This window comes from Dactylosporangium sp. CS-047395 (genome assembly GCF_050942185.1).
Lineage (GTDB): Bacteria > Actinomycetota > Actinomycetes > Mycobacteriales > Micromonosporaceae > Dactylosporangium.
This window is the reverse complement of the sequence record NZ_CP192015.1, coordinates 4,379,427-4,405,217: the sequence shown is the minus strand read 5'-3', so window position 1 is coordinate 4,405,217 and position 25,791 is coordinate 4,379,427. Positions and strand designations below refer to the sequence as shown.

Annotated in this window: 24 protein-coding genes, 2 pseudogenes and 1 riboswitch; of the genes and pseudogenes, 16 read left to right on the top strand and 10 right to left on the bottom strand. The window is 72.2% G+C overall.

Annotated features, from left to right (window positions below; genetic code table 11):
- Positions 1–69 precede the first annotated feature (69 nt).
- The 5 genes and pseudogenes from ACQP00_RS20625 to ACQP00_RS20605 all read left to right on the top strand — a co-directional run bounded on the left by ACQP00_RS20625 (position 70) and on the right by ACQP00_RS20605 (position 4,020).
- Positions 70–264 carry a glycoside hydrolase family 15 protein gene (locus ACQP00_RS20625; RefSeq protein ID WP_433221432.1) on the top strand — a complete coding sequence of 65 codons (195 nt, stop codon included), beginning with the start codon at positions 70–72 and terminating at the stop codon, positions 262–264.
- A 441-nt stretch (positions 265–705) separates the two neighbouring features.
- Positions 706–828 (top strand): hypothetical protein, encoded by a 123-nt coding sequence (locus ACQP00_RS20620; protein ID WP_433221430.1) that lies wholly within the window; start codon positions 706–708, stop codon positions 826–828.
- 160 nt (positions 829–988) lie between these two features.
- A pseudogene (locus ACQP00_RS20615) lies at positions 989–2,124 on the top strand (permease).
- A gap of 332 nt (positions 2,125–2,456) precedes the next feature.
- Positions 2,457–3,032: pseudogene (locus ACQP00_RS20610) on the top strand (Na+/H+ antiporter NhaA); the annotation flags it as partial.
- Between the two features lie 370 nt (positions 3,033–3,402).
- Positions 3,403–4,020, top strand: coding sequence for an alpha/beta fold hydrolase (locus ACQP00_RS20605; protein WP_433221428.1), 618 nt, complete (start codon positions 3,403–3,405; stop codon positions 4,018–4,020).
- On the opposite strand, the gene ACQP00_RS20600 is transcribed toward ACQP00_RS20605, so the two are convergent.
- From ACQP00_RS20600 to ACQP00_RS20590, 3 genes are read right to left on the bottom strand one after another with little or no spacing between them, the layout of a single operon-like run.
- Positions 4,002–5,300: an SLC13 family permease gene (locus ACQP00_RS20600; RefSeq protein WP_433221426.1), complete on the bottom strand. Its 1,299-nt coding sequence runs from the start codon at positions 5,298–5,300 to the stop codon at positions 4,002–4,004. The two genes, ACQP00_RS20605 and ACQP00_RS20600, sit on opposite strands and share 19 nt — an antisense overlap.
- Complete coding sequence (locus ACQP00_RS20595; protein WP_433221424.1) at positions 5,297–5,743, bottom strand: CBS domain-containing protein; 447 nt, start codon at positions 5,741–5,743, stop codon at positions 5,297–5,299. The genes ACQP00_RS20600 and ACQP00_RS20595 overlap by 4 nt, the downstream gene beginning before the upstream one ends.
- Positions 5,740–6,978, bottom strand: coding sequence for a cation:proton antiporter (locus tag ACQP00_RS20590; protein ID WP_433221422.1), 1,239 nt, complete (start codon positions 6,976–6,978; stop codon positions 5,740–5,742). Before ACQP00_RS20590 ends, ACQP00_RS20595 begins: the two co-directional genes overlap by 4 nt.
- A 523-nt stretch (positions 6,979–7,501) precedes the next feature.
- Here ACQP00_RS20590 and ACQP00_RS20585 point away from each other — a divergent pair.
- Complete coding sequence (locus tag ACQP00_RS20585; RefSeq protein WP_433221420.1) at positions 7,502–9,715, top strand: AfsR/SARP family transcriptional regulator; 2,214 nt, start codon at positions 7,502–7,504, stop codon at positions 9,713–9,715.
- 340 nt (positions 9,716–10,055) lie between these two features.
- Positions 10,056–10,619, top strand: coding sequence for a DUF4760 domain-containing protein (locus tag ACQP00_RS20580; RefSeq protein ID WP_433221418.1), 564 nt, complete (start codon positions 10,056–10,058; stop codon positions 10,617–10,619).
- A gap of 1,038 nt (positions 10,620–11,657) precedes the next feature.
- Here ACQP00_RS20580 and ACQP00_RS20575 read toward each other — a convergent pair.
- Together ACQP00_RS20575 and ACQP00_RS20570 are read right to left on the bottom strand one after the other, a co-directional pair.
- A complete protein-coding gene (locus ACQP00_RS20575; protein ID WP_433221416.1) occupies positions 11,658–12,617 on the bottom strand; it encodes a hypothetical protein in 960 nt (319 codons plus the stop codon).
- A 433-nt stretch (positions 12,618–13,050) separates the two neighbouring features.
- Positions 13,051–14,787: a hypothetical protein gene (locus ACQP00_RS20570; protein ID WP_433221414.1), complete on the bottom strand. Its 1,737-nt coding sequence runs from the start codon at positions 14,785–14,787 to the stop codon at positions 13,051–13,053.
- 342 nt (positions 14,788–15,129) lie between these two features.
- A riboswitch (cobalamin riboswitch) is annotated at positions 15,130–15,275 on the top strand.
- Between the two features lie 99 nt (positions 15,276–15,374).
- On the opposite strand from ACQP00_RS20570, the gene ACQP00_RS20565 reads away from it, so the two are divergent.
- The 7 genes from ACQP00_RS20565 to ACQP00_RS20535 all read left to right on the top strand — a co-directional run bounded on the left by ACQP00_RS20565 (position 15,375) and on the right by ACQP00_RS20535 (position 22,888).
- A complete protein-coding gene (locus ACQP00_RS20565) occupies positions 15,375–16,430 on the top strand; it encodes a peptidase (RefSeq protein ID WP_433221412.1) in 1,056 nt (351 codons plus the stop codon).
- Between the two features lie 23 nt (positions 16,431–16,453).
- On the top strand, positions 16,454–16,930 hold the full coding sequence (locus ACQP00_RS20560; RefSeq protein WP_433221410.1) for a hypothetical protein: 477 nt from the start codon (positions 16,454–16,456) through the stop codon (positions 16,928–16,930).
- A 92-nt stretch (positions 16,931–17,022) separates the two neighbouring features.
- Positions 17,023–18,423, top strand: coding sequence for a cell wall anchor protein (locus ACQP00_RS20555; RefSeq protein ID WP_433221408.1), 1,401 nt, complete (start codon positions 17,023–17,025; stop codon positions 18,421–18,423).
- Positions 18,420–19,295 carry a hypothetical protein gene (locus tag ACQP00_RS20550; protein ID WP_433221406.1) on the top strand — a complete coding sequence of 292 codons (876 nt, stop codon included), beginning with the start codon at positions 18,420–18,422 and terminating at the stop codon, positions 19,293–19,295. The genes ACQP00_RS20555 and ACQP00_RS20550 overlap by 4 nt, the downstream gene beginning before the upstream one ends.
- 1 nt (position 19,296) lies before the next feature.
- Positions 19,297–20,421: a CbiQ family ECF transporter T component gene (locus ACQP00_RS20545; RefSeq protein ID WP_433221404.1), complete on the top strand. Its 1,125-nt coding sequence runs from the start codon at positions 19,297–19,299 to the stop codon at positions 20,419–20,421.
- A complete protein-coding gene (locus tag ACQP00_RS20540; RefSeq protein ID WP_433221402.1) occupies positions 20,418–22,022 on the top strand; it encodes an ABC transporter ATP-binding protein in 1,605 nt (534 codons plus the stop codon). Before ACQP00_RS20545 ends, ACQP00_RS20540 begins: the two co-directional genes overlap by 4 nt.
- Entirely contained in the window at positions 22,019–22,888 is an 870-nt protein-coding gene (locus ACQP00_RS20535; protein WP_433221400.1) for an ECF transporter S component, read from the top strand. Before ACQP00_RS20540 ends, ACQP00_RS20535 begins: the two co-directional genes overlap by 4 nt.
- Here the strand turns inward: ACQP00_RS20535 and ACQP00_RS20530 are convergent.
- Genes ACQP00_RS20530 through ACQP00_RS20520 form a run of 3 tightly spaced genes read right to left on the bottom strand, consistent with a single transcriptional unit; the run spans position 22,839 to position 23,866 of the window.
- Positions 22,839–23,030, bottom strand: coding sequence for a hypothetical protein (locus ACQP00_RS20530; RefSeq protein ID WP_433221398.1), 192 nt, complete (start codon positions 23,028–23,030; stop codon positions 22,839–22,841). The two genes, ACQP00_RS20535 and ACQP00_RS20530, sit on opposite strands and share 50 nt — an antisense overlap.
- An 18-nt stretch (positions 23,031–23,048) precedes the next feature.
- Positions 23,049–23,513, bottom strand: a complete 465-nt coding sequence (locus ACQP00_RS20525; RefSeq protein WP_433221396.1) for a hypothetical protein — start codon at positions 23,511–23,513, stop codon at positions 23,049–23,051.
- Between the two features lie 53 nt (positions 23,514–23,566).
- Positions 23,567–23,866: a hypothetical protein gene (locus ACQP00_RS20520; protein ID WP_433221394.1), complete on the bottom strand. Its 300-nt coding sequence runs from the start codon at positions 23,864–23,866 to the stop codon at positions 23,567–23,569.
- Positions 23,867–24,081: 215 nt separating this feature from the next.
- Between ACQP00_RS20520 and ACQP00_RS20515 the strand changes: the two genes are divergently transcribed.
- Together ACQP00_RS20515 and ACQP00_RS20510 are read left to right on the top strand one after the other, a co-directional pair.
- Positions 24,082–24,645 (top strand): hypothetical protein, encoded by a 564-nt coding sequence (locus ACQP00_RS20515; protein WP_433221392.1) that lies wholly within the window; start codon positions 24,082–24,084, stop codon positions 24,643–24,645.
- A gap of 25 nt (positions 24,646–24,670) precedes the next feature.
- A complete protein-coding gene (locus tag ACQP00_RS20510; protein WP_433221390.1) occupies positions 24,671–25,081 on the top strand; it encodes a winged helix-turn-helix domain-containing protein in 411 nt (136 codons plus the stop codon).
- A gap of 35 nt (positions 25,082–25,116) precedes the next feature.
- Here ACQP00_RS20510 and ACQP00_RS20505 read toward each other — a convergent pair whose 3' ends face one another.
- Complete coding sequence (locus ACQP00_RS20505) at positions 25,117–25,299, bottom strand: hypothetical protein (RefSeq protein WP_433221388.1); 183 nt, start codon at positions 25,297–25,299, stop codon at positions 25,117–25,119.
- A gap of 147 nt (positions 25,300–25,446) precedes the next feature.
- Positions 25,447–25,764 (bottom strand): hypothetical protein, encoded by a 318-nt coding sequence (locus tag ACQP00_RS20500; RefSeq protein ID WP_433221386.1) that lies wholly within the window; start codon positions 25,762–25,764, stop codon positions 25,447–25,449.
- Positions 25,765–25,791 lie beyond the last annotated feature (27 nt).

The window sequence follows — 25,791 nt, the reverse complement described above, 5'->3', positions numbered from 1 at the left end:
ACCGATCCCGGGCACCACCGTTGCCGATCACGGTGTGCCGGGTGGATGCCTGGTCCCGCGATGTGACCGGTGGTAACGGGCGTCGTATCTGGACAGCACCTGCATCACAGCCGCGACGCCGGCCTCACCACCGTCGAGGCCGGATGGGACCTGCAACACGCGGTGCTGGAGTACCTGGAAGGCAACTGGCGCCGCCCCGACAACAGCTTGTGGGAGATTCGCGGCCCGCAACGCCAGTTCGTGCACTCCAAGGTCATGGCCTAGGCTGGCTTCGACCGGGCCGTCACCGCGGTAACAGCACACAGTCTGCCCGGACCGGCAAACCGGTGGCGGGCGATCCGTGACACCATCCATGCCGAGTTCTGCGCCCATGGCTACGACGCAGCCCGCAACATTTTCACCCAGTGATACGCCGCCACCGGCGTGGACGCCGCGCTGCTGCTCATCCCGCAGGTCGGATTCCTGCCCGCCACCGACACACGGTTCGTGGCCACCGTGGACACGAATCCTGACCGAGCTGAGCACCGCCGGGCTCCTCTTGCGCTACCGGCCACACGACCGCGACACCACCGACCGACTCGCCGGCACCGAGGGCGCCTTCGTCGCCTGCTCGTTCTGGCTCGTCGAGGCGCTACACGCCATCGGCCGCACCAACGAAGCCACCGCACTGTTCGAACGCTCCTGCACCTGCGCAACGACGTCGGCATGCTCAGCGAGGAGTACGCACCCGGCACCGGCAGACACCTCGGCAACACCCCGCAGGCGTTCAGCCTCGTCGGCCTGGTCAACGCCGCCCGGCACCTGCACCACACCCCACCACCCCGCTGAACCACACACCCTCACCAGCCGTCGATACGCCACCGCCCCCACGCGACACCGCCAGCAGGATGGGACCGTCATGCTGGCGTGGGTGAGGGCCGCCGCGCATTCGTGCCCGAGCCGGGCGTCGAGGTAGGCATACATAGTCCGGTATCGGAGGGACACGGTGATGGGTTGGTTGTGGCATGCGCTGGCGATCGCCGGGTCGATGACCTGGGAGATCCTGTGGGCACTGATCCTCGGGTTTGTGTTGTCGGCGCTGGTGCAGGCGGTGGTACGCCGCGACAGTGTGGTGCGGACGTTGGGCGGTGACACGCCGGGGGCGCTGGCCCGGGCGGGCGGGCTGGGAATGGCGTCGTCGTCGTGTTCCTACGCATCGGTGGCGCTGGCCAGGTCGCTGTTCCGCAAGGGCGCCAGTTTCACCGCGGCGATGACGTTCGAGATCGCCTCGACGAACCTCGTCGTGGAGCTCGGCGCATCCTGGCCCTGTTGATGGGCTGGCAGTTCACCCTGGCCGAGTTCTTCGGCGGCCCAGTCATGATCGTGCTGCTGGCGGTGCTGTTCCGGGTGTTCCTGCGGCGGCGGCTCGTCCAGGACGCGCTGCGCCAGGCTGACGAGGGCGCGGCCGGGTCGATGGAGGGCCACGCCGCGATGGACATGGCGGTGACCGGCCCCGGCTCGTTCCGCCAGCGACTGGTCTCGGCGCGCGGCCGGACGGCGGTCGCGCACATCTTCGTCATGGAGTGGGCGGCGATCTGGCGGGACATCGTCGCCGGGCTGCTCATCGCGGGTGCCCTCGCGGCGTGGGTGCCGGCGTCGTTCTGGCAGGTGTTCTTCCTGACCGACCATCCGGTCTGGTCCACCCTGTGGGGGCCGCTCGTCGGTCCGCTTGTCGCGGTCGGCAGCTTTGTGTGCTCGATCGGTAACGTGCCGCTGGCCGCGGTGTTGTGGAATGGCGGAATCAGTTTCGGCGGGGTCGTCGCGTTCGTCTTCGCCGACCTGATCATCCTGCCGATCCTGAATTTCTACCGGAAGTACTACGGCTGGCGGATGGCCGGGTTCGTCGCGGTCACCTTCTACGTCACCATGGTCGCCGCCGGGTACACGGTCGAACTGCTGTTCACGCCGCTGGGCCTGATCCCCACCGAACGGACCGCTACCGTCATGGACGCCCACATCTCCTGGAACTACACAACGTGGCTCAATATGGCGTTCCTGGCCTTGGCCGCGGTCCTGGTGGTGCGGTTCCTGCGCACCGGCGGCGCGCCGATGCTGCGGATGATGGGCGGCACTCCCGGCGGGTGAAATCCAGCAACATGGCGAGCACCCCGCCCTAAGTGCCAAGTATTACTCGGCTCCGAAGTACGGGCGTGCCGTTCTGCGGGACGGGGACAATGCGGCACTCGCGGCGGCGCCGGGCGGTTGGGGAGATCCGGTTTCGTTGGTCGTTGCGTTGTGTCATCGGTTCGTCATGTGTCCTCGCTGGGTTCGTCATGACCGGCCCGGATACTGGAGGCTCGGGCTTGGCCGCACGCCCGGCGAGACGTTCCGCTGGGCGGCTCGCCCCCGTTCGCTCGTGTCTGGTGTGCCGGGAAGTCTGGTCGGCGTGTAGATGCCGATCGACCCCGGAAGATGTTGTGAACGGTGTGTTTGCGCGGTGGGTTCCGGCCCGCCGGGTTGCCGAGCTGCTGCGGACCGAGACTGCGGGCGGGGTCCTGCTCCTGCTCGCCGCCGTCGTGGGGTTCGGGTGGGCGAACTCGCCGTGGGCCGAAGCGCGGCCGGCTCGGCGAGTGGCGGGGGTCGGGCCGGCGGCCTGGCATCTGGACCTGAGTCTGGCCGCGTGGGCGGCGGACGGCCTGCTGGCGGTGTTTTTCTTCGTGGCTGGTCTGGAGCTCAAGCGGGAGCTGGTGGCCGGGGAGCTGCGCGATTTGCGCCGGGCGCTGGTGCCGGTGGCGGCGGCGGTCGGCGGGATGGCGGTGCCGGCGTTGCTCTACCTGGCGGTGAACGCGGCCGCGGGTGAGGTGGGTGGCTGGGCGGTGCCGACGGCCACCGACATCGCGTTCGTGCTGGCGGTGCTGGCGGTGGCCGGCTCGCGGGTGCCGCCCGCGTTACGGATGTTTCTGCTGACCCTCGCCGTCGTCGACGACCTGCTGGCGATCGGGATCATCGCCGTCGCCTACACAGTCCGGCTGGCGGTGCTGCCGTTGCTGGTTTGCGGCGGTACCGCTGGCGGCGCCGACCGCCGGTGGCGGCGGCCGGCGAGCCGGTCGCGGTCGGCGGAGGTGCCTGAGATGCGGCAGGACGAGGCCGGAGCGGCCGGTGCCACCGGTCCGGTGCGGGTGGCGGCGGGACGGTGCGGCGGCCGACAGAGGTCGATTCGACCGCGCACGGACCGGTGGAGTACCGACTGGAGCGCCCGCGGCGACGACGTGTTGCTCGTGCTGCACGGCGGGCACATGCGGGCCGGGCTGGCGCTGGGCGAGGAGGCATTCGCGGCGGCTGGGCTGAGCATCCTGGCGCCGTCGCGGCCGGGCTACGGCTGCACGCCGGTGGGCACCGGCCCGACGATCGACGCGTACGCCGATGCGATGCGCCGGGCTCGGCATCGGCCGGGTGGCGGCCGCGGTGGGGATCTCCGGCGGCGGGGCCGACCGCGGTGGCGGTGGCCGCCCGCCGGAGCTGATGCAGCGGCTGGTGCTGATCAGCGCGGTCGGGCTGCTGCCGTGGCCGGACCGGCGGACCCGCGCCGGCGGCCGGATCGTCTTCGCGCCCGGCGTCGAGGCGGCCACGTGGGCGGGCATCCGGATGCTGCTGCGCGCCCGGGGCCGGCGGGCGCTGGGCTCCTTGCTGGCCCCGCTGTCGACCGGCCGCGGCCCGGCGGCGCTGACCGGCGACGACGCCGAGATGCTGCTGCGGCTGTTCGCGGCGATGCGGTCGGGCCGCGGCTTCGTGCGGGACATGCGCCCGGCGCCGGACCTGTACGCCGCGGTGACCCAGCCGGCCCTGGTGGTCGCCTCGCGCACCGACGGCGGGGTGCCGTTCGCGCACGCCGAGGCGCTCGTCGCCGGGCTGCCCCGGGCCGAGCTGGTGGAGAGCCGGGCCGCGGGGCACTTCGTGTGGTGCGCGCCGGACTGGCCCGCGGTCGCCGGGCGGATCGCCGCGTTCGGCCGGACCCCGCCGGATCAGGTGAAGGCGAGGTAGCGCAGCCAGAGGTACACCGCGGAGATGGCGACGGTGACGGCGGCGGCGACGAGGCCGTACTTGGTGAACTGCCAGAAGCTGATCCGCTGCCCGGCCCGCTCGGCCAGGCCGAGAATGACGACGTTGGCCGACGCGCCGACGGCGGTGGCGTTGCCGCCGAGGTCGGCGCCGAGGGCCAGGGCCCACCACAGCACGTGCGGGCCGCCGTGGCTGCCCTCGGCGGCCGCGAGGTCGGCGACGATCGGGGTCATCGTGGCGACGTACGGGATGTTGTCGACGATCGCCGAGAGCACCGCGGACCCGCCGAGCAGCCCCATCGCGGCCAGGTGCGGGTCCCCGGCGACCGCGTCGGCGATCGAGCGGGACAAGGTGCCGACGGCGCCGGTGTGCACGAGCGCGCCGACCATGACGAACAGCCCGGCGAAGAACGCGAGGGTCGGCCATTCGACGTCCTTGACGACCTCGCCGGCGTCCAGCCGGGACAGCGCCAGCAGCCCCAGGCCGCCGACGATCGCCACCACGGACGGCTCGAGGTGCACGACCGAGTGCAGGACGAACGCGGCGGTGACGAGCGCGAGCACGGCCAGGCTGACCACGAGCAGCCGCGGGTCCCGGATCGCGTCGCGCTCCCGCAGCCGCGTCACCGTGGCGGCCCGCTCCGGGTCGTAGCGGAACGCGGAGCGGAACATCACCCGGCACAGCGCGACGAACACGACGACCAGCACCACGATCAGCGGGGCGAGGTGATTGAGGAAGTCGTTGTACGACAGCCCGGCCCGGCTGGCGATGATGATGTTGGGCGGGTCGCCGACGAGCGTGGCGGTGCCGCCGATGTTGCTGGCCATGGCCTCGGCGATGAGGTACGGCGCGACCGGCACCGCGAGGCGCTGGCAGACCAGGAACGTGACCGGGGCGATGAGCAGCACGGTGGTGACGTTGTCCAGCATCGCCGAGGCGACCGCGGTCACCACGACGAGGATGACCATGACCGGGAACGGCCGGCCGCGGGCGCGTTTGACCGCCCAGATGGCCAGGTACTCGAACGCGCCGGTGCGTTTGAGCACGGCGACGATGAGCATCATGCCGAGCAGCAGGACGATGACGTTCCAGTCGATGCCGGACTCGGGGGAGAAGAACGCGTGTTCGGCGTCGGTGGCGCCGATCAGCAGCATCAGGACCGCCCCGCCGAGCGCGGCGGCGACGCGGTGGACCCACTCGGTGGCGATCAGCACGTACGCGCCGGCGAACACGGCGACGGCGATCCAGGCGGTGATCGTCACTCGGCGAGCATCCGGTCGAGCAAAGCGTCCAGGGTGACCGCGCCGAGCAGCTGGCGCTGCTTGTCCACGACGGCGACGAGCGGGGTCCGGGTGCGGGCCATCACGGCGGCGATCTCCAGTACCGTGGCGTCCGCCGCGACGACGGCCAGTTCGCGCTTCTCGGCGGGCAGGGCCTGGGCGACGGTACGGTCGCCCAGCTCGCGCAGCAGCAGGTCCGCGGCCGGCTCGTCGACGACCCGGGCCAGGGCGGGGTCGTCCTGGCAGTACTGCGGTACGGCCATGCGCAGCACCTGCGTGCCGGCCAGGATCGTGAACGGGTGGCCACGCTCGTCGAGCACGATCAGCCCCGGCAGGTCCTGCCCGGCCAGCAGCCGGGCGGCCTCCAGCGCGGGCGTGTCCAGGCGGACCGCGGGAAACTCGACGGCGAGGTCGGCGGCTTTCACGGTGAGGTCTCCTCCGGCTGGGCGCGGCGCAGCAGCCGCCGTCCGTGAGTGGCGAGGCGTTGCTGCCACGCTGGCATGAGCCGCGGTTCGAACCCGCGGGCGACGACGATGTCGGTGGACGAGTGCAGCACGATGCTGAGCACGATCGTCACGGCGACGAGCGCGAAGACCTGCCCGGCGGCGGCGACGCCAGAGGCGAGGACGAGCAGGCCGTACACCACGGAGGCGAAACCCTTGGGGCCGAACCACATCGCGGCGGCCTGTTCACGGGCGCCGAGGCCGGAGCCCAGGAACGACACCCAGAGCGCGAGCGGCCGGGCCAGGACCAGGGCGAGGACGGCGAAGACCCAGCCGGCCCAGCCGATTCCGGTGAACAGGGCCGGGGTCAGTAGCGCTCCGAAGACCAGCAGCGCGACGAGCTTGAAGATCTCGGCGATGAGCTCGCCGAAGTGCTCGAACGCCTCCCGCTCGCGGTGGCCGACGGTGGCGACGGTGATTCCGGCGGCGAACGCGGCCAGGAACAGGTTGGCGTGGGTCACCTTGCCCAGGGCCAGGACGAGCAGCCCGATCGCCACGGCGTTGAGCGGGAGGTACTGCTCCGACACCGCGAACAGCCGGGTCCGCTCGAGCCGGATGGCCGCCCACGGTACGGCGATCCCGATGGCGATCCCGCCGACCAGCTCCAGGCCGATCTCGCCCAGGTGCAGGTTGTGTGAGCCGGCCGCGACGGCGAGCAGCACGACCACGAACGGCAGGGCCAGGCCATCGTTGACTCCCGACTCGACGTTGAGCAGGTGCCGCAGCCGGGCGGGGACCTTGTCGTTGCCGACCAGCGCGGCGGCGAACACCGGGTCGGTCGGGGCCAGGATCGCCCCGATCAGCAGCGACTCCGGCCACCCGAGCCCGGCCACCCAGTGCGCGACGGTCGCGGTGATGAGCAGCGTCAGCGGCAGGCCCCAGCCCAGCGCCCGGCCGGGGAGCTGCCAGGCGCTGCGCAGGTCGATCCAGCCGACCCGCATGCCGTCGGTGAACAGCACCGCGAACAACGCCAGCTCGGCGAGGGACGCGACGATCGGCGATCCGGCGGTCACGTGGATGACGCCCGTCGCGCCGTCGCCGAGGACGAACCCGGCCGCCAGGAACAGCACCGCGGTGGACAGCACGGTGCGATGGGCGAGCGCAGAGAGCAGTACTGCCAGCAGCAGCACGGCAGCGAAGCACAGCAGCAGGGTCATCCGGGGTCCTGTCGGTCGGCACGGCGCAGCGATCGCCGACCAGACTTCCCGGCACTCCGGCAACGACCGTACCCGAACACCACCCCGACCGGAAGCGACATCGGCGACCGACACCCCAGACCGAAGCCGATCGGGTCGGCTTATGCACCCCGGGACCGCCCGCGTCTGCCAATGCCGTGTCCGGAACGGTCCCCGGTTTGTTCGCCGATCAATCGCCGTTCGACCAGCGTCGGGGCACCGGCCGGGGACAGCCCGCGGAACCGCCTCGCGCCGGTTCCGCTTCGGCGCCGGTCACGGGTGCGGCTGGACGCGTGCGGATGCTGCATGCCGTGGTCCACGCTCCGCCGGCGCTCCCAGCGCCGATGCGCACGCCGATGCGGGCGAGCATGCCAGTGCAGAATGGGCATATGTCGATCGCTATGGCTTGGCCCGGTGTCGATGTCCGCCGTTGTTTTGCCATAGCTGCTGCGGCGACGGTCCGCGACAGGATCGGGTGCTGCACCCGCGGTGACGAGGTGGTTCGGTGAGGTCGACGGCCGGGCGGCTGGTGCGGGCAGCCGGTGCCGCGCTGCTGCTGCTGGTGATGCTGGCGGTGTTGCCGACCGCGCTGGTGGTCGTGCAGTCGGCTGTGGTCTGGGACTGGCGTGTGATCCTGGCGCAGCCGATGTCGGAGCTGGGTGCGGCGGCAGCCGCGGTCGGTGTGGGCTGGCTAGTGTGGCTCACGCTGGTATGGCAGGTGATGCTGGACGCGGTCGCGGTGCTGCGCGGGCGCCGCCGGGCTGCCGCCTGGCTCCCGGTGCCGCTGCGCACCGCGGTCACCGCCGCCGCCAGCGGGGTTCTCCTCGCGCTGCACACGGCTCGCGGGGGCGCTCCGGCGTTGGCGGCGGCCGAGCTGATGCCAGGGCCTGCCGCCGCCCAGGACGCTCATGCAAGCCCGGTGGATAGAGCTGCCGGTCCGTCGTCTGCCGTGCGGAGGACTGCCGGTGTCGACGTGCCAGGCGGCTGGCTGTCACTGCCGATCGCCGCAGCGGTCGCCGTCGCGGCACGGCTGGCGCTGACGCACACGCGCCGCGGGTACGTGCCGCGGCCACCGGGCGGCTGGCACCGCCACGATCGTGACCTCCCGCCATGGCCACCTGCGGTGCAGCGCCTGGCGCAAGCCGGCCGGATGGCCACTGAGGTGCAGGGGCCTGATCTTGCAGACCTCGACACCGCGGACACGATGGATCTCGGCACGGATCTCGGCACCGAGCACGACGTTGCCGACTTCGGCGTGGTTGGGAGACGAGACACGCGACCGTCGGTGGCGCTGCGGGAGATAATGCCGGACGGCGACCTCAGCCTCACCGGCCCCGGCCGGTATCGTGCCGCCCGCGGCCTGATTGTCGCCCTCGCGGTGCAGCCCCACGAACCGCCGCGGATCCTGCTCCGGACCGGACTGGCCGGACAGGTACTCGGCACGGCCCAGGTCCCCACCACCACCCGGCTCCTGATAGCCGGCACCGGTGTCGGCCACGACCCCGGCTCCGACGTCGTGGTATTCACCAACGATCGCGACGAGGCGGATCCGGCCTCTCCCCCGCCGGCAAGCGCCCTGCGGCCGGCTGATGCAGGGCACCCACCGGATGGCGACGTCGGGCAGACAACGCACCGCACAGTCCGGGTAACGGCCACGCCGGACGGCGGAACATGCTGGCACGTCAACGACGACGGCACCGTCCACGCCGTGACCGGGCAGCGCCCGGCCGTCGACCGATTGCCGGTCCTCCACCAGCAGATCACGACCGAGCTGCTGACAAGCCTCGGATTGCTCGCCGATACAGCGGAATCAATGCCAGCGGGCCACGCGAGCCCGGCCGGCAGCGAGGCGGCGAACGATCCGACCAGGTGGCCGGACCCGCCGCCAGACACCGCTGGCGTCCCCCGGCGGCTCCTGGTCCGGGTCTTCGGCGAAGTGGGGGTGTTGCGGCCGCATCCGGACGGATCGCGCAGCCCGGTGCCGATCCGCCGGACGGCCGGACAACAGATGCTCGTCCTGCTCACGCTGCACCGCGACGGCCTCACCGGCGACGAGCTCAAGGAAGCGTTGTGGCCGGACGTGCCCAGCAGCGCCGCGCATCGCCGCTACCTGACCACCCTCTCGGAGTTGCGCAGGACGCTGCGCGACGCGGCGGGACGGCCGGTCCTCCGCCAGGACCCTCCGGCTGGCGCAGCGAACGGCGAGGGTCAGCGGGTCCTGCGCCTCGACCCTGCCGCGGTCCAGGTTGACCTGTGGCGACTGCAAGGCCTCCTCGACGCGGCCGCCAACACCACCGATGCCGGCTACCGGCACGTGCTGCTGGCCGCGGCAGCGGAAATCGCGGGTGGTGAGCTCGCCGCCGGCTGGGCCTACGAGTGGCTTCTGGTGGATCGGGAGCGGACCATCCGGCACCTGCTGGACGTGTACACATACCTCGCCGACGCGGCGAGCGATCCGCAAGCCGCACTACGGCTGCTACACCAGGGCCTACGCCTCGCACCCACCAACGAACAGCTGCACCGCAGGGTGCTGCAACACCATGCCGCCGCCGGTGACCCCGACGGGCTACGCCGCGCCGCCGACACGCTGACGGAGCACCTGACCGCGCACGGCTACCAGCCGGATCCAGCCACCATTGCCCTGCTGACCAGCCTGCTCACGGATCCGATCCGGCCAGACAGCCAACCTCAGCCGTCCGACGGGCAGTTCTTTCGATGAATCGTGCGGACACGGCACGAGGGGGGTAAGGATCTGGTCGAACTACGATCGGCAAGTCCTCGCCGGACGCTGATCCGCTGCGGTGTGGCCGTGACGGACGGACAAAACCGGCTCCATCGGGACGGCCATATTTGGCCCCAGCATGATCGAACCCACTGTCGGCGCGGTCATGCTGTGTAGAGGGCGTCCGGCCGGGCCGACAGCGCGCGCTCATGCCGATGAGCGGACGCCGCATCCGACGTATGGGCATGCCATTCCGGCAACTTCACTGCTTCGATGATGGCGGATACATCGGTCTGTACCACCGCCGGACAGGCCGGCCGTGAGATGCGAAATTGCCATGAAGCCCGACGCCGTTTCTGCCATCGCCGCGGTAGCCGCCCTCATCGTCAACATCGTGTTCCTCGCTCTGCTCGTGAAGCAGCTACGCCTGTTGCAGCGACAGATCAACGATGCGAGTGAAGCATTCGCGACAGAACAGCTCCGCGTGAAGCGGCAGTCGACCCTAGAGCACCTCGCCGCGACGATGGAACATCGTCGGCTGGTATCCAGCGAGGTGCCGTCTGACACCGACATACAGGCGGTCAAACAGTTCACGCGTGACGCAGATTCCAACAGTCCGCGTGGCCGCCTGCTCAGAAACTATCTGAACTTCTACGAGGACCTGGCCGCGGGTATCAACGCCGAGGTATTTGACATCGAGGTGGTGGCAAGGACGTCGGGGACGATCATTGTGCGGGTATTCGACGCCTACAAGGACTTCATCGATCGCGTCCGTCAAGCCACCGGGCACAACCTGGCCTACGTAGAGATGGAGTATCTGGCCCAGGCACTGGAACCGCATCTTGAGCGCCTTCAGCAAGCTTCTCGGGATGCGCCTGGCGAACGCGTCAGCATTCCATGAGCATGCGGTCGCGACCGCCGGATTCGATCGATCGGACGCGCAATCTGCCGCGGCGGGCGACCTGGCGTTCATCGCCGATGATGACGCACTGGAGTACATCGCCCACCGTCTTGTTCCCGGTGCCGGCGTCGCGTCGCCGAGCAACCTCGTGCTCCGCGCGCCGACAGCCGCGTACGGCGCCGCTACCGCGGTCAGTCCCGGCCTCACAGCGAGTCGGACCTGCGGGTCTTCCTACATCGGTGCGCCGGCGAAGCCCTTGACCCGCTCGCTGCGGTCCGAACCGGCACACACTGCGCCACACCCTCGTCACCACCACGCTCGACGCTGGGGCCAGCCTCCGCGACATCCAGATCGCCGCCCCGCACGCCGACCCACGTACCTCCGTGCCCGCAACAACCTCGACCGGCACCCGGACTTACATCCTCGCCGCCTGTATGGCCTCGGCACGAGGCAACGCTCGACTCGACTCCGCCGATGATCGGATGCCGGCTCGCAAATGGTCGGCCCAGGGCACACCGCATGACCAATTCGCCGCCCTGTCGATTTGAGTCCGGTGGTCGGTCGTGCGCGTCAAGCGTCCGGAAGCCGTGCTCGGCGGGTTCATCCTTTCGTGGTCGCATACCTGTCGAAGTTCGGTTACGGGTGGCGGTGGCAGGCCGGTCGTGGCGGGGCCAGTTATGGCCGTCCCGGTGGAGCTGGCTTTCTCCCTCATAGCCAGCGGTGCAACAACACGGGTGAATGGGCGGAAGGCAAGGCCAGCCGGTGCTCTTCGTGCTGCCGCCGGCAATCCAGCAGCGGCGAGCCGTGCGGGCAGTGCGGACGCACCCGGCCGGTCAGTGTCCGCAGCGCCCACGGTCCGAGGCAATCGTCGCGCGCACCAGTCGCCGCCGACCTGCGCGTACGGCCGGTGCCGCACATCCGCCCGGGCGGCGCGGTCAGGGCCAGCCCCGGCTACGAGGGTCGGTATGGACGGGGCAGCTACATTGCTGGGCGCGTACCACCCGGCCACGACTGTGCAACAGCTGCGATGAGGTGCCGCTACGCCGGCGCCCAGGTGAGGGCTCCAGCCTCCGTCGTGATGCGGCCGCTGACGTCGATCGTCTCGACGGCATTGGCGTCGGTCCAGTCGCGGGGTTCGACGAGGTGCAGCGTCCACCGGTAGTGGATCGCGGCCCGGCCGGGTGCCTTGGTCGCGACGGCGATACTGCCGTCGTCGGCCGCGGTGAGTTCCAGGACCGGGTACTGCTCGATCTTCCAGGTGACACTGTCGGTGAGCGCGTATTTGGTGTTGTGGGAGAACGGGCAGCCGTGGATCCCGGGCCGCGCGGTACCTGCCGCGGGGAGGAAATCGTGCTTCGTGGCGCATTCGTCGATGCGGTCGCGGATCAGCGCGATGATGTTGTCGTTGACGTCGGTGGGGATGTCGGCGGGCAGGGTGACGGTGGCGGGCGGGCCAGGCGCGGTTACCGCGGTCGTTTGGGTTGCGGCGATCAGCGGGGTTTCGGCCCGGCTGATGGTGTACCGGCCGGGCGGCACGTGGATGGTCAGCGGTTTCGTGAGGTCCGCGGGCAGCAGGGTCACCGCGGCGACGGTGACCCGTGACGGCGCCGGGCCGGGGATGGTGAGCGTCGTGACGGGGCGGTCGCCGAGCTGCCAGAAGCCGCCGAACACGCGGCCCGGGTTGTAGAGCGTCGTGACCTGGTCGGTGATCCGCTGACCGCCGAGCTCATACGAGACGTGGACGATGGTGCGCCGGGTGGTGCCAGCGGTGTCTTCGGGCTCCTGGTCGATGGTGACGTGCTGCGGCGCCTCGTATCCGCTGGCCAGTGCCCCTGGGCCGCAGATCGGGTTACTGGAGCACAGTTGGGAGGTCGTCCAGGTCGCGAGGTTGTGGGCAGCGAGGTCGTCGAACAGCTGCTGTACGAGGTCGCGCGGCTGCGGACCGGACGAGCCGCGGACGACCTGCCAGCCGGCGACGGTCAGGGCAAGGGCGACCACGGCGGCGATGGCTTGGACCGCACGGCGTCTCCCGACTGATCCAGCATGGTGCCGCCCGCCGCCGGTGGGTGCGGGAGTGGCAGTGCCCGTGAGTTGCGGGACTGGGACGCGGCGGCCGATCTGGATCCGTGGCGTTACGACCACGCCGTACCGCATCAGGACGCGCGGCTGGTCGGATCGGGTTGATCCGGGCTGTGATCCGGCGGGAAGCGCCGGGCGGCTGCCGGCGGTGTGCGGCTCGCTGGTCATGCGTGCACCGGTTTTCGTTCGCAGATCGTCTGGCCAGCGTGCCGAGTGGCCGGACGCCGATTGCTCGGCATGGTGCTTTCGGACGCTGGGGGTACTGAGTCCGGGGCTGCTGCGTTGGTTCCGGCGTGCTGTCGCGCGAGGCGTACCGGCCTGGGCTTACGACCGCCTGGGAGACGACGGATCATCACCTGCCGGCCCCGTCGCCGGCGGTAGCAGCGGGCCGAGCCCCTGGAGCCGGCGATGCCAGCAACTTGGGCCGTAGGACGAGCCGCACGGCTACGAACGCCCACCACACCGCGGCCACGAGGCAGAAGCCGACCGCGACGGCACCGGTGATGCGCCAGGACAGGACGGAGGCGACCAGCAGTGCCAGGAAGGTGCCGAGCAGCAGCCGGGCCAGCGGTCTTGTCACCAGCAGCCAAGCAGTCGCCGCACCAATGCACAGCCCGCCGAGCCGGCCGACCGGCCCGATGATCGTCATCTGGCCCGGCGGCAGCCACTGTTGCAGCTGCCAGCTCAGCGGCTGCAGCACCCATGGGCTGCCGGTCTCGTCGTAGGAGATCAGCAGCGTTCCGATCCCTGCCAGCATCACGGCGACCGGCGGGAACCGCAGCCACTGCGGCCACTCCCCCTCGGGCGGTTCCGGTCGCCGCCACACCACCACCGCCACGGCCACGACAGCAGCCGCCGCCGGCAGGATCGGCAGCACAGACCAGCGCAGCAGCGGCCCCAGTTCGAGGTCGAAGAACCCACCGGCAATGACCACGAAGAGTCCTGCGACGAGCACACCGCCGGCGGCTCCACCGGCGAGGGCCGCGGCCGTCAGCCGGTGCCGTACCCACTCCCCCAAGGTCGGGCTGTCCGGGTCACGGCCGGTCGGTTCGTGCCGGGCAGCGGTCGCCAGCATGGTGGTGCTCACCACGGCCAGCAGCGCGAAGAGTGCGGCGAAGGCGAGACCGCCCCACGCGGCCAGCAACATGCCTGGCTGGCCAAGTTTCTCCCGCGGCCCGTATCGCTGCGAGCCGGTCAGGAACTGCGCGAACAACGCCATCGACCACAACGCTGGCAGCAGCAGCGCCCAGACGTCGTGCCAAGCCGCAGCGTGCGGTGCCGGCGCGCCGTGATCGACTGCCTGCGGCCCCTGCACCGCGCCGAGGACAGCCGCGAGCTCAGCCTCCACGACCAGCATCGGTTCCACGCCCGTCACCGTATGCAGCGATCGGCCGACGTCGGCCCGCCGAGCGCCGTGACCGGCCGCGCACACGAGATCTGGGGTGCCGATCGGCAGGTCGGCTCCTGCCATCGCCCGGCGGACGACCTCTTCGACGGGCGGGCCGGATGGTGCGTTGCCGGGGATGCCGGAGCGTACGGTCAGCTCATCCACATCGGACACCACGGTGAAGCCACCGTCACCGTCACGGCCGACCACCGCTGCCGAGCTGCTGTCCCCGACCTCACAGACCACGACCTGTGCCCCCGGCGGCAGTTCGTGGCCGCCGGCGAGCACGTGCCAGCAGACCGCGATCGGCGATGGCATGAGCTGCACGGAGCGGAGACCAGCTCGGACGGCGTTGGCGCGCACCTGTTCGCGTTGCCGCAGTGACCATCCGGCCGGGATGGCCACCGTTGCTGTGTCGATGCGCGTGCCCGCAACTGCGTGGGCGTCCTGCAGAATCCGGGTGACCGCGGCGAACGTCCAGTTGCCCGGTGGGAGGCGCGGCGACGCAGCTGGTCCGTTGCTAGTGTCGACCGGTTCGGGCTCGCCGCTCGCGGGCCGTGACCGGGCCTGCTCTGGTGCGATCAGGAAGCCGGAGCCGTCCATCGGCAGCACCATTGCCGTGCCGTCCGGCCAGGCCAGCGCTGCGATCGCATAGTCGGCCCCGACTTCGATGCCCAGCCGTACCGCGTGGTCCATCGACACGCCTGACATTGTGACGAAACGGGATCACTCACGGTTCCCCGAAGCACGAGGAATGTCCGCGTTCGCCACGACAAGACCGATTCATGATTTTGTGCGGTCGCAGCAGCGGAGGGTTCGACGTTCAACGCTTCTCGGGCAGGCCCTTCGGGGCAGGAGAGCCGGATCAGCCTATTTCTCGAGCCAACTGCGCCGACCCTCTGCGGCGTCGACCCTCTGCGGCGCCGATTGCGGGCAGGACCGGACGATCGCTGCATGACATCACGAGTTCGGCTCGTCCTGGACCCCGGGGCGACTTGTCACGAACGCCACAACCTGACCGACGGGATTGACGGCGCCGCGGGACACCGACAGACTGTCGGTGACAACTCCATAGCCGTGCGTTGATGGGGGAAGTCCGGTTGAAGTCCGGCGCTGGCCCGCAACGGTAGATGACCCGCACGCCTGTGCTGGTCGTGAGCCCGAATACCCGTCTCCGCGCGTTGGTTCTGCACCTCCCTACCCGTCGTGGCCCACGGGTCGGAGCCGCCGGGCATCCCGTTTTTCCGTCCGGTTTCTCTCGACTGCCAGGGCCGGAAAGGCACCGCCTGATGGCAGTCCTCCGGCACCGCGCGCGCACCCTTCTCACCGGGGTGTTCACCGCGCTTGCCCTCTCCACCGTCCTGCTCGGCGTCGCCGCCGCGCCCGCCGCGGCCGCCACCCTGCCGACCCTCAACCGGTCCGACGCGGCCGCCGGGTGGCTGGCACGCCAGCTTGTCGACGGCGAGCGGTTCGAGGTCGTCTTCGACGGCGTCGCCTACCCCGACCAGGGCCTCACCATCGACGCTGTCTTCGCGTTCGCGGCGGCGAAGGTCGCCGACACCAACGCCGGCAAGGCCACCGCTTGGCTCGCCCGGCCGGAGATCCTGACTGGGTACATCGGCGACGGCACCGAGGCTTACGCCGGCGCCACCGCGAAGCTCGCCCTCGCCGTGCAGGTCCGCGGCGGGAACCCGGCCTCGTTCGGCGGCGTCGACCTCATCACCCGGCTGCGCGGGCTGCAGACGCCGTCCGGGCGGTTCTCCGACCGGTCCGCGTTCGGCGACTACAGCAACCAGTTCACCCAAGCCTTCGCTCTGCTCGTGCTCGGCCGCACCGCCGCCGGGGCACCCGCCTCGGGCGCGGCGTTCCTGGCGGGCACGCGGTGCGCGGACGGCGGGTACCCGCTCTACTTCGACCAGCCCACGTGCACCAGCGACGTCGACGCGACCGCCTTGGCCGTGCAGGCGCTCCTGGCCGCCCACCGGCCGGCCGACGCCGCCCCGGCGATCGCGTGGCTGGTCTCGGTCCAGCACGCCGACGGCGCGTTCACCGACGGCGCCGGCGTCGTGAACGGCAACTCCACCGGGCTAGCCGCACAGGCCCTCGCCGTCGCCGGCCGCCCCCTGCCGTGGCTGCAGGCACGCGCCTTCCTGCTCACCCTGCAGGTCCGCTGCACCGGCCCAGCCGCCAACCGCGGCGCGATCGCCTACACGGCGGCCCGGTTCGACCCGGCAATCGCCGTCCGGGCCACTGCCCAGGCCGTCCCCGGCCTTACCGGTGCCGGGCTGGCGACCCTGTCCGCCGCCGGTGCCCGGCCGGCCGCACCCGCACTGGCCTGCCCGTGACCACTGTCCATGGTGGAGGGACGATGAGGTCAACCCTGCGCCGCGCCCTGTCCACCACGCTCGCCGCCCTCGGCGTCACCGCCGCGCTCGTCCTCGCCGAACCGGCACCGCTGGCCGCGCACGCCGCGGCGTGCGCCCCGTCGACCGGCGTGACGGTCGTCGTCGACTTCGGCTCCCTCGGCGGCGGCGTCGTCACCAGCTGCTTCGCCGGCGACCCGGCCACCGGGCTGGCGGCGCTGACCGGATCCGGGTTCACCGTCACCGGCACCCAACGCTGGGGCCTCGCCTTGGTGTGCCGGATCAACGGCAAGCCGACCGCGGCGACCGAGCCGTGCGTGAACACCCCGCCCGCGTCGGCGTACTGGTCGTACTGGCACGCCACCCCCGGCGGCGCCTGGACCTACAGCAGCCTCGGCGCCTCCTCCTACAACCCGGCGATCGGCACCGTCGAAGGCTGGCGCTTCGGCTCCGGCCAGCAGCCGTCCATCACCGCCCCCTAACCGCCAATTCTCCCGCTTCGACCCGGGTGTGGTGCCGCGGCACGACCTGCCGCGGCACCACCACCGGCCCCGTTCCTGGAAGGCACCCCACTATGCGTTCGCTTCCCTCCCGCAGCGCCGCCGCTGTCCTCGCAGCCACTGTCACCGCCGCGCTCACCGCCGCGCTCGCCGCCGCGGCCGGCGCCTTCGCCGCCCCGGCACCAGCGGAGCAGTCGGCGGGCCGGGACGCGGCGACGTGGCTGGCCACCCAGCTCGAGGACGGGGTGCTGACCAACTTCGGCATGCCCGACATCGGCCTCACCATCGACGCCCTCCTCGCCCTGCACGCGACCGGCGCCGCCCCCGCCGCCGCGGACCACGTCGCCGACCAGATCACCGCGAACGCGGCCACGTTCTCCTACTACGAGATCGACTACGACAATGACGGTGACCTCGACCGCATCGTCGACGCAGGCTCAACCGCGAAACTCCTCCTCGCCGCCGAGGTCGCGGGCCGGGACCCGAAGCAGTTCGGTGGCCTCGACCTCGACGCCCAGACCCGCGCTCTCATCGCCACCTCCGGGCCGCACCACGGCCGGGTCCGCGACACCACCCCGGAGGTGTACGGCGGGGACGCATCCAACACCTTCGACCAGTCCCTCGCGATCCTCGGCCTCACCCGCTCCGGCGGCGTCCCGGACGACGTCGTCGCCTACCTGATCCGCCAGCAGTGCCCCGCTGGAGGGTTCCGGCTCAACCCCGACCCGGCCGGGACCGCGTGCACCAGCGACGCGGTCCCCGACGTCGACTCGACCGCGATCGCGGTCCAGGCGCTCGTCGCCGCCGATGCGGCGCCGGGCGCGGCGGCCGCGGCGGCGAAGGGGGTCGCCTGGCTACAGGCGCGCCAGGCCGACGACGGATCGTTCGTCAACGGCCCGCAGCAGCCGGACCCGAACCTGCCATCGATGCCCAACAGCAACAGCACCGGTCTCGCCGGTGAAGCCCTCGCCGCCGCCGGACAACACGCTGCCGCGGACAAGGCCTCCGCCTGGGTCGCCCACCTCCAGCTCACCACCGGCCCGGATAAGGGCGCCCTCGCGTACTCCACGGCCGCGTTCGCCACCGGGGCGATCGACGACATGACCCGCGACCAGTGGCGTCGCGCCACCGCCCAGGCCCTCCTCGCCCTCGCCCAGGTCCCCCTCGGCGAGATCGGCAAGCCGATCACCGGATCCCCGTCCGCGTCGGCCCCGGCGTCCGCGTCCGGGTCGGCGTCGCCGTCCCAGACGGTGTCGGCGAGCCCCTCGGCCAGCGCCTCAGGCAGTGTCTCGGCCAGCCGATCAGCGAGCGCGTCAGCGTCGGCGAGCCCGACGCCGACCTCGACCACGGCGGCGCCCGGCGGGTACCTGCCGGTCACTGGAGATCCGATCCTGCGCATCGCCGCCCTCGCGATGGTGCTCCTCACGGTCGGCGTCGTGCTCGTCGTCGCGGCGCGGCGGCGCCGCACCCCATGACCCGCGTACGGCTGCGGCTGGTTCGGGCGGCGACCGCGACCCTGCTCGCGATCGCCGCTGGCGCCGTCGTGGCGCCCAGCCCGGCGGAGGCGGGGTCGGCCGGGTACTGCCCGGACGCGTCCGGGGTGACGGTCGTGGTCGACTTCCACGAGCTCGGCGGCGGGGTCGTGATCCGCTGCGCCCCGGGCGGGCAGGGCAGCGGCCTGACCGCGCTGCAGAACGCCGGGTTCACCGTCGCCGGCACCACCCGCTGGGGCCTGGCCTTCATCTGCCGCATCGAGGGCAAGCCGACCGCGGCGTCCGAGCCGTGCGTCGACACCCCACCGGCCACCGCGTACTGGTCGTACTGGCACGCCCCGAACGGCGGCACCTGGACCTACAGCGACCTGGGCGTCAAGAACCGCACCCCACCCCCGGGCTCGTTCGACGGCTGGTCGTTCTCCAAGAATCACACCGAAGGCACCGCCCCCAAACCCGGCGTCACCCCCAGCCGGCCCGCACCCCCAGCACCCCCGCCCGCGACGACCGCCCAACCCCAGCCGCAGCCGGAATCGGCCCGCGGCCCCGGCGCGCCCACGCCGACACTCGCCCCGGGTAGCACCGGTCCCGCCACATCCGCGGCGGCGTCCGAGACGGTGCCCGCGCCGAGCGGCTCGCCGGACCAGCTGATCCCGCAGCCGAACGTGTCCGACCTGCTCGGCTCGGTCGGGGCGACGGCGGCTACCGGGACGCCGCCCGCTGACGTCGACGCGGTCCGGACCACCTTCGGCGTGCCGCTCGGCACGCTTGCCGGGCTCGGGCTGCTCCTCGCCCTGGCCGCGGCCGGCGGGTTCGCGGTGTGGTGGCGGCGCCGCACCAGCCGGGACACCTGAAATGCGGTCGCTGCCGCGGGCGGTACACCCGGGGGCGTGGTGGCTGTGGGCCCTCGGCCTGGCCACCGCGGCCAGCCGCACCACCAACCCGATCATCCTCGCCCTCATCGCCACGGCCGCCGGCGTCGTCGTCGCGCGGCGGCGCACCGACGCCCCCTGGGCCCTCGCGTTCCGCCTCTACCTCATCCTCGGCGCGCTGATCGTGACCAGCCGGCTGCTCTTCCGGGTCATCTTCGGTGGCGGGGGCGGCACTCACATCCTCGTCTCCCTGCCCGAGATCCCGCTGCCGGCGTGGGCCGCGGGGATCCGGCTGTTCGGGCCGGTCGCCGCCGAAGAGCTCCTCGCCGGTCTCTACGACGGGCTGCGCCTCGCGACCATGCTCGTGTGTCTCGGCGCCGCGAACGCCCTCGCCAACCCTAAGCGGCTGCTGAAACTCGTCCCCGCGGCGCTGTACGAGGCGGGGACGGCGGTCATCGTCGCACTGTCCGTCGCGCCGCAGCTCGCCGAAAGCGTTCTGCGCGTCCGGCGCGCGCGGCGGCTGCGCGGCGGCGCCGGGAAAGGCGTCCGGGCGCTGCGGGCGATCCTGCTGCCCGTCCTCGCCGACGCCCTCGACCGGTCCCTGACCCTCGCCGCCGCCATGGACGCCCGCGGCTACGCCCGCGCCGGCACCACCCCGAAACCGATCCGCTACGCCGCCGGCGCCCTCGTCGTCACCGGCCTGCTCGGCGTCTGCGTCGGCGTCTACGGCCTCCTCGACGCCACCACCCCCCGCCCCCTTGGCCTGCCGCTGCTCGCCGCCGGCGGCACCCTCGCCGCGGCCGGGCTGCTGCTCAGCGGAAGACGCGTTCGCCGCAGCCGGTACCGGCCCGACCCGTGGCGGCTCCCCGAGACCCTGACCGCGCTCGCCGGCGTCGGGACCGGGGCGCTGCTGGTCGCCACCGCCACCGTCGACCCCGCCAACCTCTACCCATCGCTGAGCCCGCTCACCTGGCCCCAACTCGGCCTGCTGCCCGCCTTCGCCATCGCCGCCGCGGCCGCACCGGCCTGGCTGACCCCACCACCACCCACCTCGATCGGCGCGCCCGCGCCCGTCGCCAGCCCCGAACGAACCAGGGTGGTCGTGTGATCGCGTTCGACCGGGTCACCGTCACCTACGCCGGCGCGACCGCGCCGACGATCCGCGACGTCACCCTCGACATCGGCGAAGGCGAGCTGTGCCTGGTCGCCGGCAGCACCGGCACCGGCAAGTCGACCCTGCTCCGCGCCGTCAACGGCCTCGTCCCGCACTTCACCGGCGGCACCCTCGCCGGCCAGGTGCGCGTCGCCGGCCGCGACACCCGCACCCACCCACCCCGCGAACTCGCCGACCTCGTCGGGTACGTCGGACAGGACCCGCTGCACGGGTTCGTCACCGACACCGTCGAAGAAGAACTCGCCTACGGCCTCGAACAACTCGCCGTCCCCGCCCCGGCCATGCGGAAACGCGTCGAGGAGACCCTGGACCTGCTCGGCATCGCCGACCTGCGCGACCGGCCCCTGCGGACGCTGTCCGGCGGGCAGCAGCAGCGAGTCGCGATCGGCGCCGTCCTCACCGCCCACCCCCGCGTCGTCGTGCTCGACGAGCCGACGTCCGCGCTCGACCCGGCCGCCGCCGAGGACGTCCTCGCCGCGATCACCCGCCTCGTCCACGACCTCGGCATCACCGTACTCGTCGCCGAGCACCGCCTCGAGCGCGTCGCGCACTACGCCGACCGGCTGCTCTACCTGCCCGGCGACGGCACCGTCGTCGACGGGCCGCCCGCCGACGTGCTCGCCGCCGCGGCGGTCGCACCGCCGATCGTCGAGCTCGGCCGGCTCGCCGGCTGGGACCCCCTGCCGCTGTCGGTCCGCGACGCCCGCCGCCGGGTAGCCGCGCTGCGCGACCGCCTAGCCGGCCGCGAGCCGCCCGCTCGCGCCGCCACCGGCGGGTCCCGGACCGCCGCCCTGCACGCCGAAGGGGTCGTGGTCCGCTACGGCCCCCACGTCGCGGTCGCCGGCGTCGACCTCACCCTCGCCGCGGGCAGCGTCGTGGTGCTGATGGGCCGCAACGGCTCCGGCAAGTCCTCGCTGCTGTGGGCGCTGCAGGGCTCGGGGCCCCGGCAGCAGGGGGCTGTCGCCGTCGGCGGCGCGGACCCGAAACGCCTGCCGGCGGCGGACGCCCGCCGCCGGGTCGGGCTCGTCCCGCAGACCCCTGCCGATCTGCTCTACCTCGACACCGTTGACGCCGAATGCGCCGCCGCCGACCAGCAGGCCGGCACTGGCCGCTCCCGCTGCCGGGCCCTGCTCGACGACCTCGCCCCCGGCATCCCCGGCGACCGCCACCCCCGCGACCTGTCCGAAGGGCAGCGCCTCGCCCTCGTCCTGGCCGTCCAGCTCACCGCCGCACCGCCGGTGCTCCTGCTCGACGAGCCGACCCGGGGCCTGGACTACACCGCCAAGCACCGGTTCGCCACGATCGTCCGCCGTCTGGCCGGAGCCGGGACCGTGGTCGTCGTCGCCACCCACGACGTCGAGCTCGTCGCCGCCCTCGCCGACCGGGTCGTGGTCATGGCCCAAGGCGAGGTCGTCGCCGACGGCCCGACCGCCAGCATCGTGGCCGCGTCGCCGACGTTCGCCCCGCAGGTCGCGAAGATCCTGCACCCGCAGCCGTGGCTCACCGTCGCCGACGTCGCCGAGGCCCTGGCGTGAGCCGGCCAGTCCGGGTGCAGGCCCGCGCCGCGGTCGTGCTGGCCCTGGCCTCGGCGGCGAGCCTGGCCGCGTTCTTCTGGCCGCTGTTCGTCCCCGCCCAGCCCGAGGCCGTCGCCCGCACCGCCGATGCACCCCTGATCTTCGTCGTGCTCCTGCCGGTCCTGGTCGCGGTGATGGTCGCCGAGCTGATCGACGGCGGCCTCGACACCAAGGCCGTGGCGATGCTCGGCGTGCTGTCGGCGGTCAACGCCGCGCTGCGGCCCCTCGGCGCCGGGACAGCCGGGATCGAAACCGTGTTCTTCCTGCTGGTGCTGGCGGGGCGGGTGTTCGGGCCGGGGTTCGGGTTCCTGCTCGGCTCGACGTCGCTGTTCGCGTCCGCGCTGCTGACCGCCGGGGTCGGGCCGTGGCTGCCGTTCCAGATGCTCGCCGCGTCCTGGGTCGGCCTCGGCGCCGGTCTCCTCCCGCGCCGGCTCACAGGCCGGGCCGAGATCGCCATGCTTACCGGCTACGCCGCGGTGTCTGCGTACGCGTACGGGTTCCACATGAACATGTGGTTCTGGCCGTTCAGCCCAGCCGCCGACACCCAGCTCTCCTACCTGGCCGGCGCGCCGCTGCTGGAGAACCTGCACCGGTTCGTGCTGTTCACCGCCACCACGTCGTCCCTCGGGTGGGACACCGGGCGGGCCATCACCAACGGCGTGGCCGTGGCCGTCCTCGGCGGCGCCGTCCTGGCGGTGCTGCGCCGCGCGGCACGGCGGGCGGCGTTCGACGCGCCGATCGCGTTCACCACCGCGGCCGTTGCGGATACCGAGCGCGCTACAGCGCAGCGTGCTGGCTTGGATCCAGGTCTGGAGCTGCCACCGTGAGCCGCATCTCGCCTTCGGTCGTGGTGAGCTCGACACCGAGCCGGAGCCAGAGATCGAGGATGGCGGCTTCGGCCGCGTCGAGGACCTGCTGTTCCTGGAAGGCGAACTCCGCGGCGGGCGCGAGGACGGGCTGCCCGGCCACGGCATCCGTGACCTGCTGCTATGCCGGGCCGAGGTAGAGCCGTACGGCGGGGTGCTCTTCGACGCCGTGGAACACGCTGGTGTGCCCGATCGACTCGACCTCGGCCTGGGCACGGCCCAACATGTTGATGACGCCGTCGCTGGCGTGGACGAGGTCGTTCCACACCTGCTCGACTGGGATCTGCCAAGTGCGGTACCGGTCGACGAGGTCCGCCCAGCCGGGGTAGACGTGGTCATCGAGCGCCGCGTGCAGCGACAGGGTGTAGCCGAGGTCGTTCAGCCGGGCCAAGGTCAGCGGCTGGGTCGTGCCGTCGTCGCGGGTGACCGTCGCCGTCAGGCCGAGCAGGGCGCCGGCAAGCCGGTCGCAGCGCAGCTCCTCCAGGGCCCGGTAGGCGATCATCCGCGCCTCGGCGCAGCGGCTGTTCGACGAGGCGGTCAGGTCGGTACCGCAGACCGCCCGAAGCCGGCCGGACACCGGATGCATGAACTCGTGCAGGGTCAGCCACAACAGGTGCCCGGGTGTGACCTCCGGGTCGGTCAGCAGCCCCGCGTCGAACAGATCTCGACCGCGGAGTAGTCGACGGCCATGACCACGTTCTTGGCCGCGGCCGTACCGGCGACCCGCTGCGGGTGGTAGCTGCCGGAGTTCGGCAGCTCGCCACGGGCGGCGGCGTCGAGGACCACCGCGACGAAGTCGTCGACCACCCGGACGATGATCGCGATACCCGGCACCTGCAACGCAGTCGCAAGTTCCGTGATGCATCCGTGGGCCAGCGCCACGAACTCGGCGGGCCGGCCCGGATCACCCACCACCGTCAGTGGAAAGTCGGTCTGCACCAGCAACATCCTTCGCCAACAACGACACCCGGCAGCGGCGGATGCCGGGCCTGGCCGCCCGGCTGCAGCCATCGCGGGAACGCGGGTCACCCTACAACCGGGGTACGACCCTTTCCCGCCGGGTTGCATCGGCCGCGGCCCGGGTGCGTCGTCCTCCACGTCGCTGCACGCGAACCGTCCCCCGACGGGCGTCCGGTACCGTACTGTCGGCCGGTGTGATGCCCGAGGGGTTCGCCGGCGACCAGCTCAATCGACTACTGACGCCGCTGGTCGTCGTGGCCCGGCTGGCTGAGCAGCAAGGCCCCGACGAAGCCCGCACCTGGCGGCATCGGTCATTCGAAAGCTTGATCCTGCACCACGCCCGCGCCTTCCACCGGTCTGCACGCGGCGCGCTCGACCCAGCCGACCAGCGCGGCCAGCCGGGCCGGTGCCTCGCGGACGCCAGCGAGTTGTCGGCCCAGGCCGGTCACGCCTACGCCCAGGGGGTGGCGCTGCCGGCCGGGCTGCCGATCGGTGTCCGGCACGCCTGGTGCATCACCGCCGACGGCGAGGTCCTGGACCCGGCATGGCCGACCGGCGAGGCCGCGGTCTACATCGGGGTGCCGTTCACCGCCGCCTTCCGCCGTCGCATGCGACCTCCCGCGCTGCTCGGGCACCATCGGCACGGCCTGGCCCTGCTGCGTGACGGCGTCCCGCCCGGCGCGCTCGTCGACATCGGCGAGCCCCTGCCGCCCTCCGCCCAGGCGCCAGCATGGACCGCCACTCATCTTCCATATTAGGGCCACACGGCCCTAATATCGGGGCATGGATGCCCGTGGGTTGGGAGTGGTGCGGTACCTGGTCGTCGCGGCCAGCATCCGCGACGCGATCGTGTCCGGCCGGTATCCGCCGGGTTCGGCGCTGCCGTCCGAGCAGCAGCTATACGTCGAGTACGAGTGTGGCCGTGACACGGTCCGGGCGGCCCTGGAGGTCCTGCGCGGGGAAGGGCTGGTGATCAAGCGGCGCGGGTTCGCGGCGCAAGTCGCGGCGCAGGTCGAACGGGCGCCGGTGCCGCTACCGGCGGGGGCGGCGGTCGGGGCGCGGATGCCACTGCGGCCCGAGGCCGCCGAACACGGCTGTCGGCCGCAGATCCCGCTGCTCACGGTGACCGACAGCGCCGGCCTGGTGAGTGTGTATCCCGCCGACCGGGTGGTGCTCATCGCCGCGTCTCAGTGATCCGCTGCCCGTGCCTGCCCTCGCACCGCGGCGCGTTAGGCGGTCCGGGACTGGCGGGATGCCCACTCGGCGTCGGCGATCAGGTGCGCCGCCCAGGGGTCGCGTAGCCGGTCCTGGCCGTCGCCCAGGCCGCGGCACGTTCGGCCGATGGTTTCCAGGAGCAGGTCCGGTCCGGGCCAGACCTGCTCGCCGCGGGCTGGGCCGGCCACGATCAGCACGCACCCGCTCGCCCGGGCCCCGGGTCCGCAGCCGTTCCGCCAACCCGGCCGGGACTGCCGCGGACAGATGCAGGACCACGAGGTCCAGGCCGTCGATCAGCGCCGCGGCGACCGTCGCCCAGTCAGCACCATGCTCCGGCACGAGGGTCAATCGTTCGATTTCAATGGCATGCTCGACTGCCGCTGTCGCGCCGAAGTGTCTGTTTCGACGATCGCGGCCCAGGCTCCCGCCGCCTGTGCGGCCCCGATCAGGCTCAGCAGCAGCGATCCGGACCCGGCCACCGCAACCACGCTGCCCCGCCGCAAGCCCGCGCCGAGCACCGGCGCGAGCTCGTGCGGTACCGCGCGGGCATGCCGCGGGTCCACTGCTGCAGCCGGTGCGATCTCGGCGCCGCGCTTGACGAGCACGAGGGCGCCCGACGTCGCCGATCGGGTCGACGCGGCATCACACACGACGGCCGTCAACGGCCAGGAGGGCGGTCGCATCGCCCG

Coding starts and splice junctions, on each gene's coding strand:
- ACQP00_RS20620 (WP_433221430.1), top strand. CDS start 706: ATGCTCAGCGAGGAGTACGCACCCGGCACCGGCAGACACCTCGGCAAC.
- ACQP00_RS20605 (WP_433221428.1), top strand. CDS start 3,403: ATGCGATGCGCCGGGCTCGGCATCGGCCGGGTGGCGGCCGCGGTGGGG.
- ACQP00_RS20590 (WP_433221422.1), bottom strand. CDS start 6,978: ATGACCCTGCTGCTGTGCTTCGCTGCCGTGCTGCTGCTGGCAGTACTG.
- ACQP00_RS20580 (WP_433221418.1), top strand. CDS start 10,056: ATGAAGCCCGACGCCGTTTCTGCCATCGCCGCGGTAGCCGCCCTCATC.
- ACQP00_RS20565 (WP_433221412.1), top strand. CDS start 15,375: ATGGCAGTCCTCCGGCACCGCGCGCGCACCCTTCTCACCGGGGTGTTC.
- ACQP00_RS20560 (WP_433221410.1), top strand. CDS start 16,454: ATGAGGTCAACCCTGCGCCGCGCCCTGTCCACCACGCTCGCCGCCCTC.
- ACQP00_RS20555 (WP_433221408.1), top strand. CDS start 17,023: ATGCGTTCGCTTCCCTCCCGCAGCGCCGCCGCTGTCCTCGCAGCCACT.
- ACQP00_RS20550 (WP_433221406.1), top strand. CDS start 18,420: ATGACCCGCGTACGGCTGCGGCTGGTTCGGGCGGCGACCGCGACCCTG.
- ACQP00_RS20545 (WP_433221404.1), top strand. CDS start 19,297: ATGCGGTCGCTGCCGCGGGCGGTACACCCGGGGGCGTGGTGGCTGTGG.
- ACQP00_RS20525 (WP_433221396.1), bottom strand. CDS start 23,513: ATGCATCCGGTGTCCGGCCGGCTTCGGGCGGTCTGCGGTACCGACCTG.
- ACQP00_RS20510 (WP_433221390.1), top strand. CDS start 24,671: ATGGATGCCCGTGGGTTGGGAGTGGTGCGGTACCTGGTCGTCGCGGCC.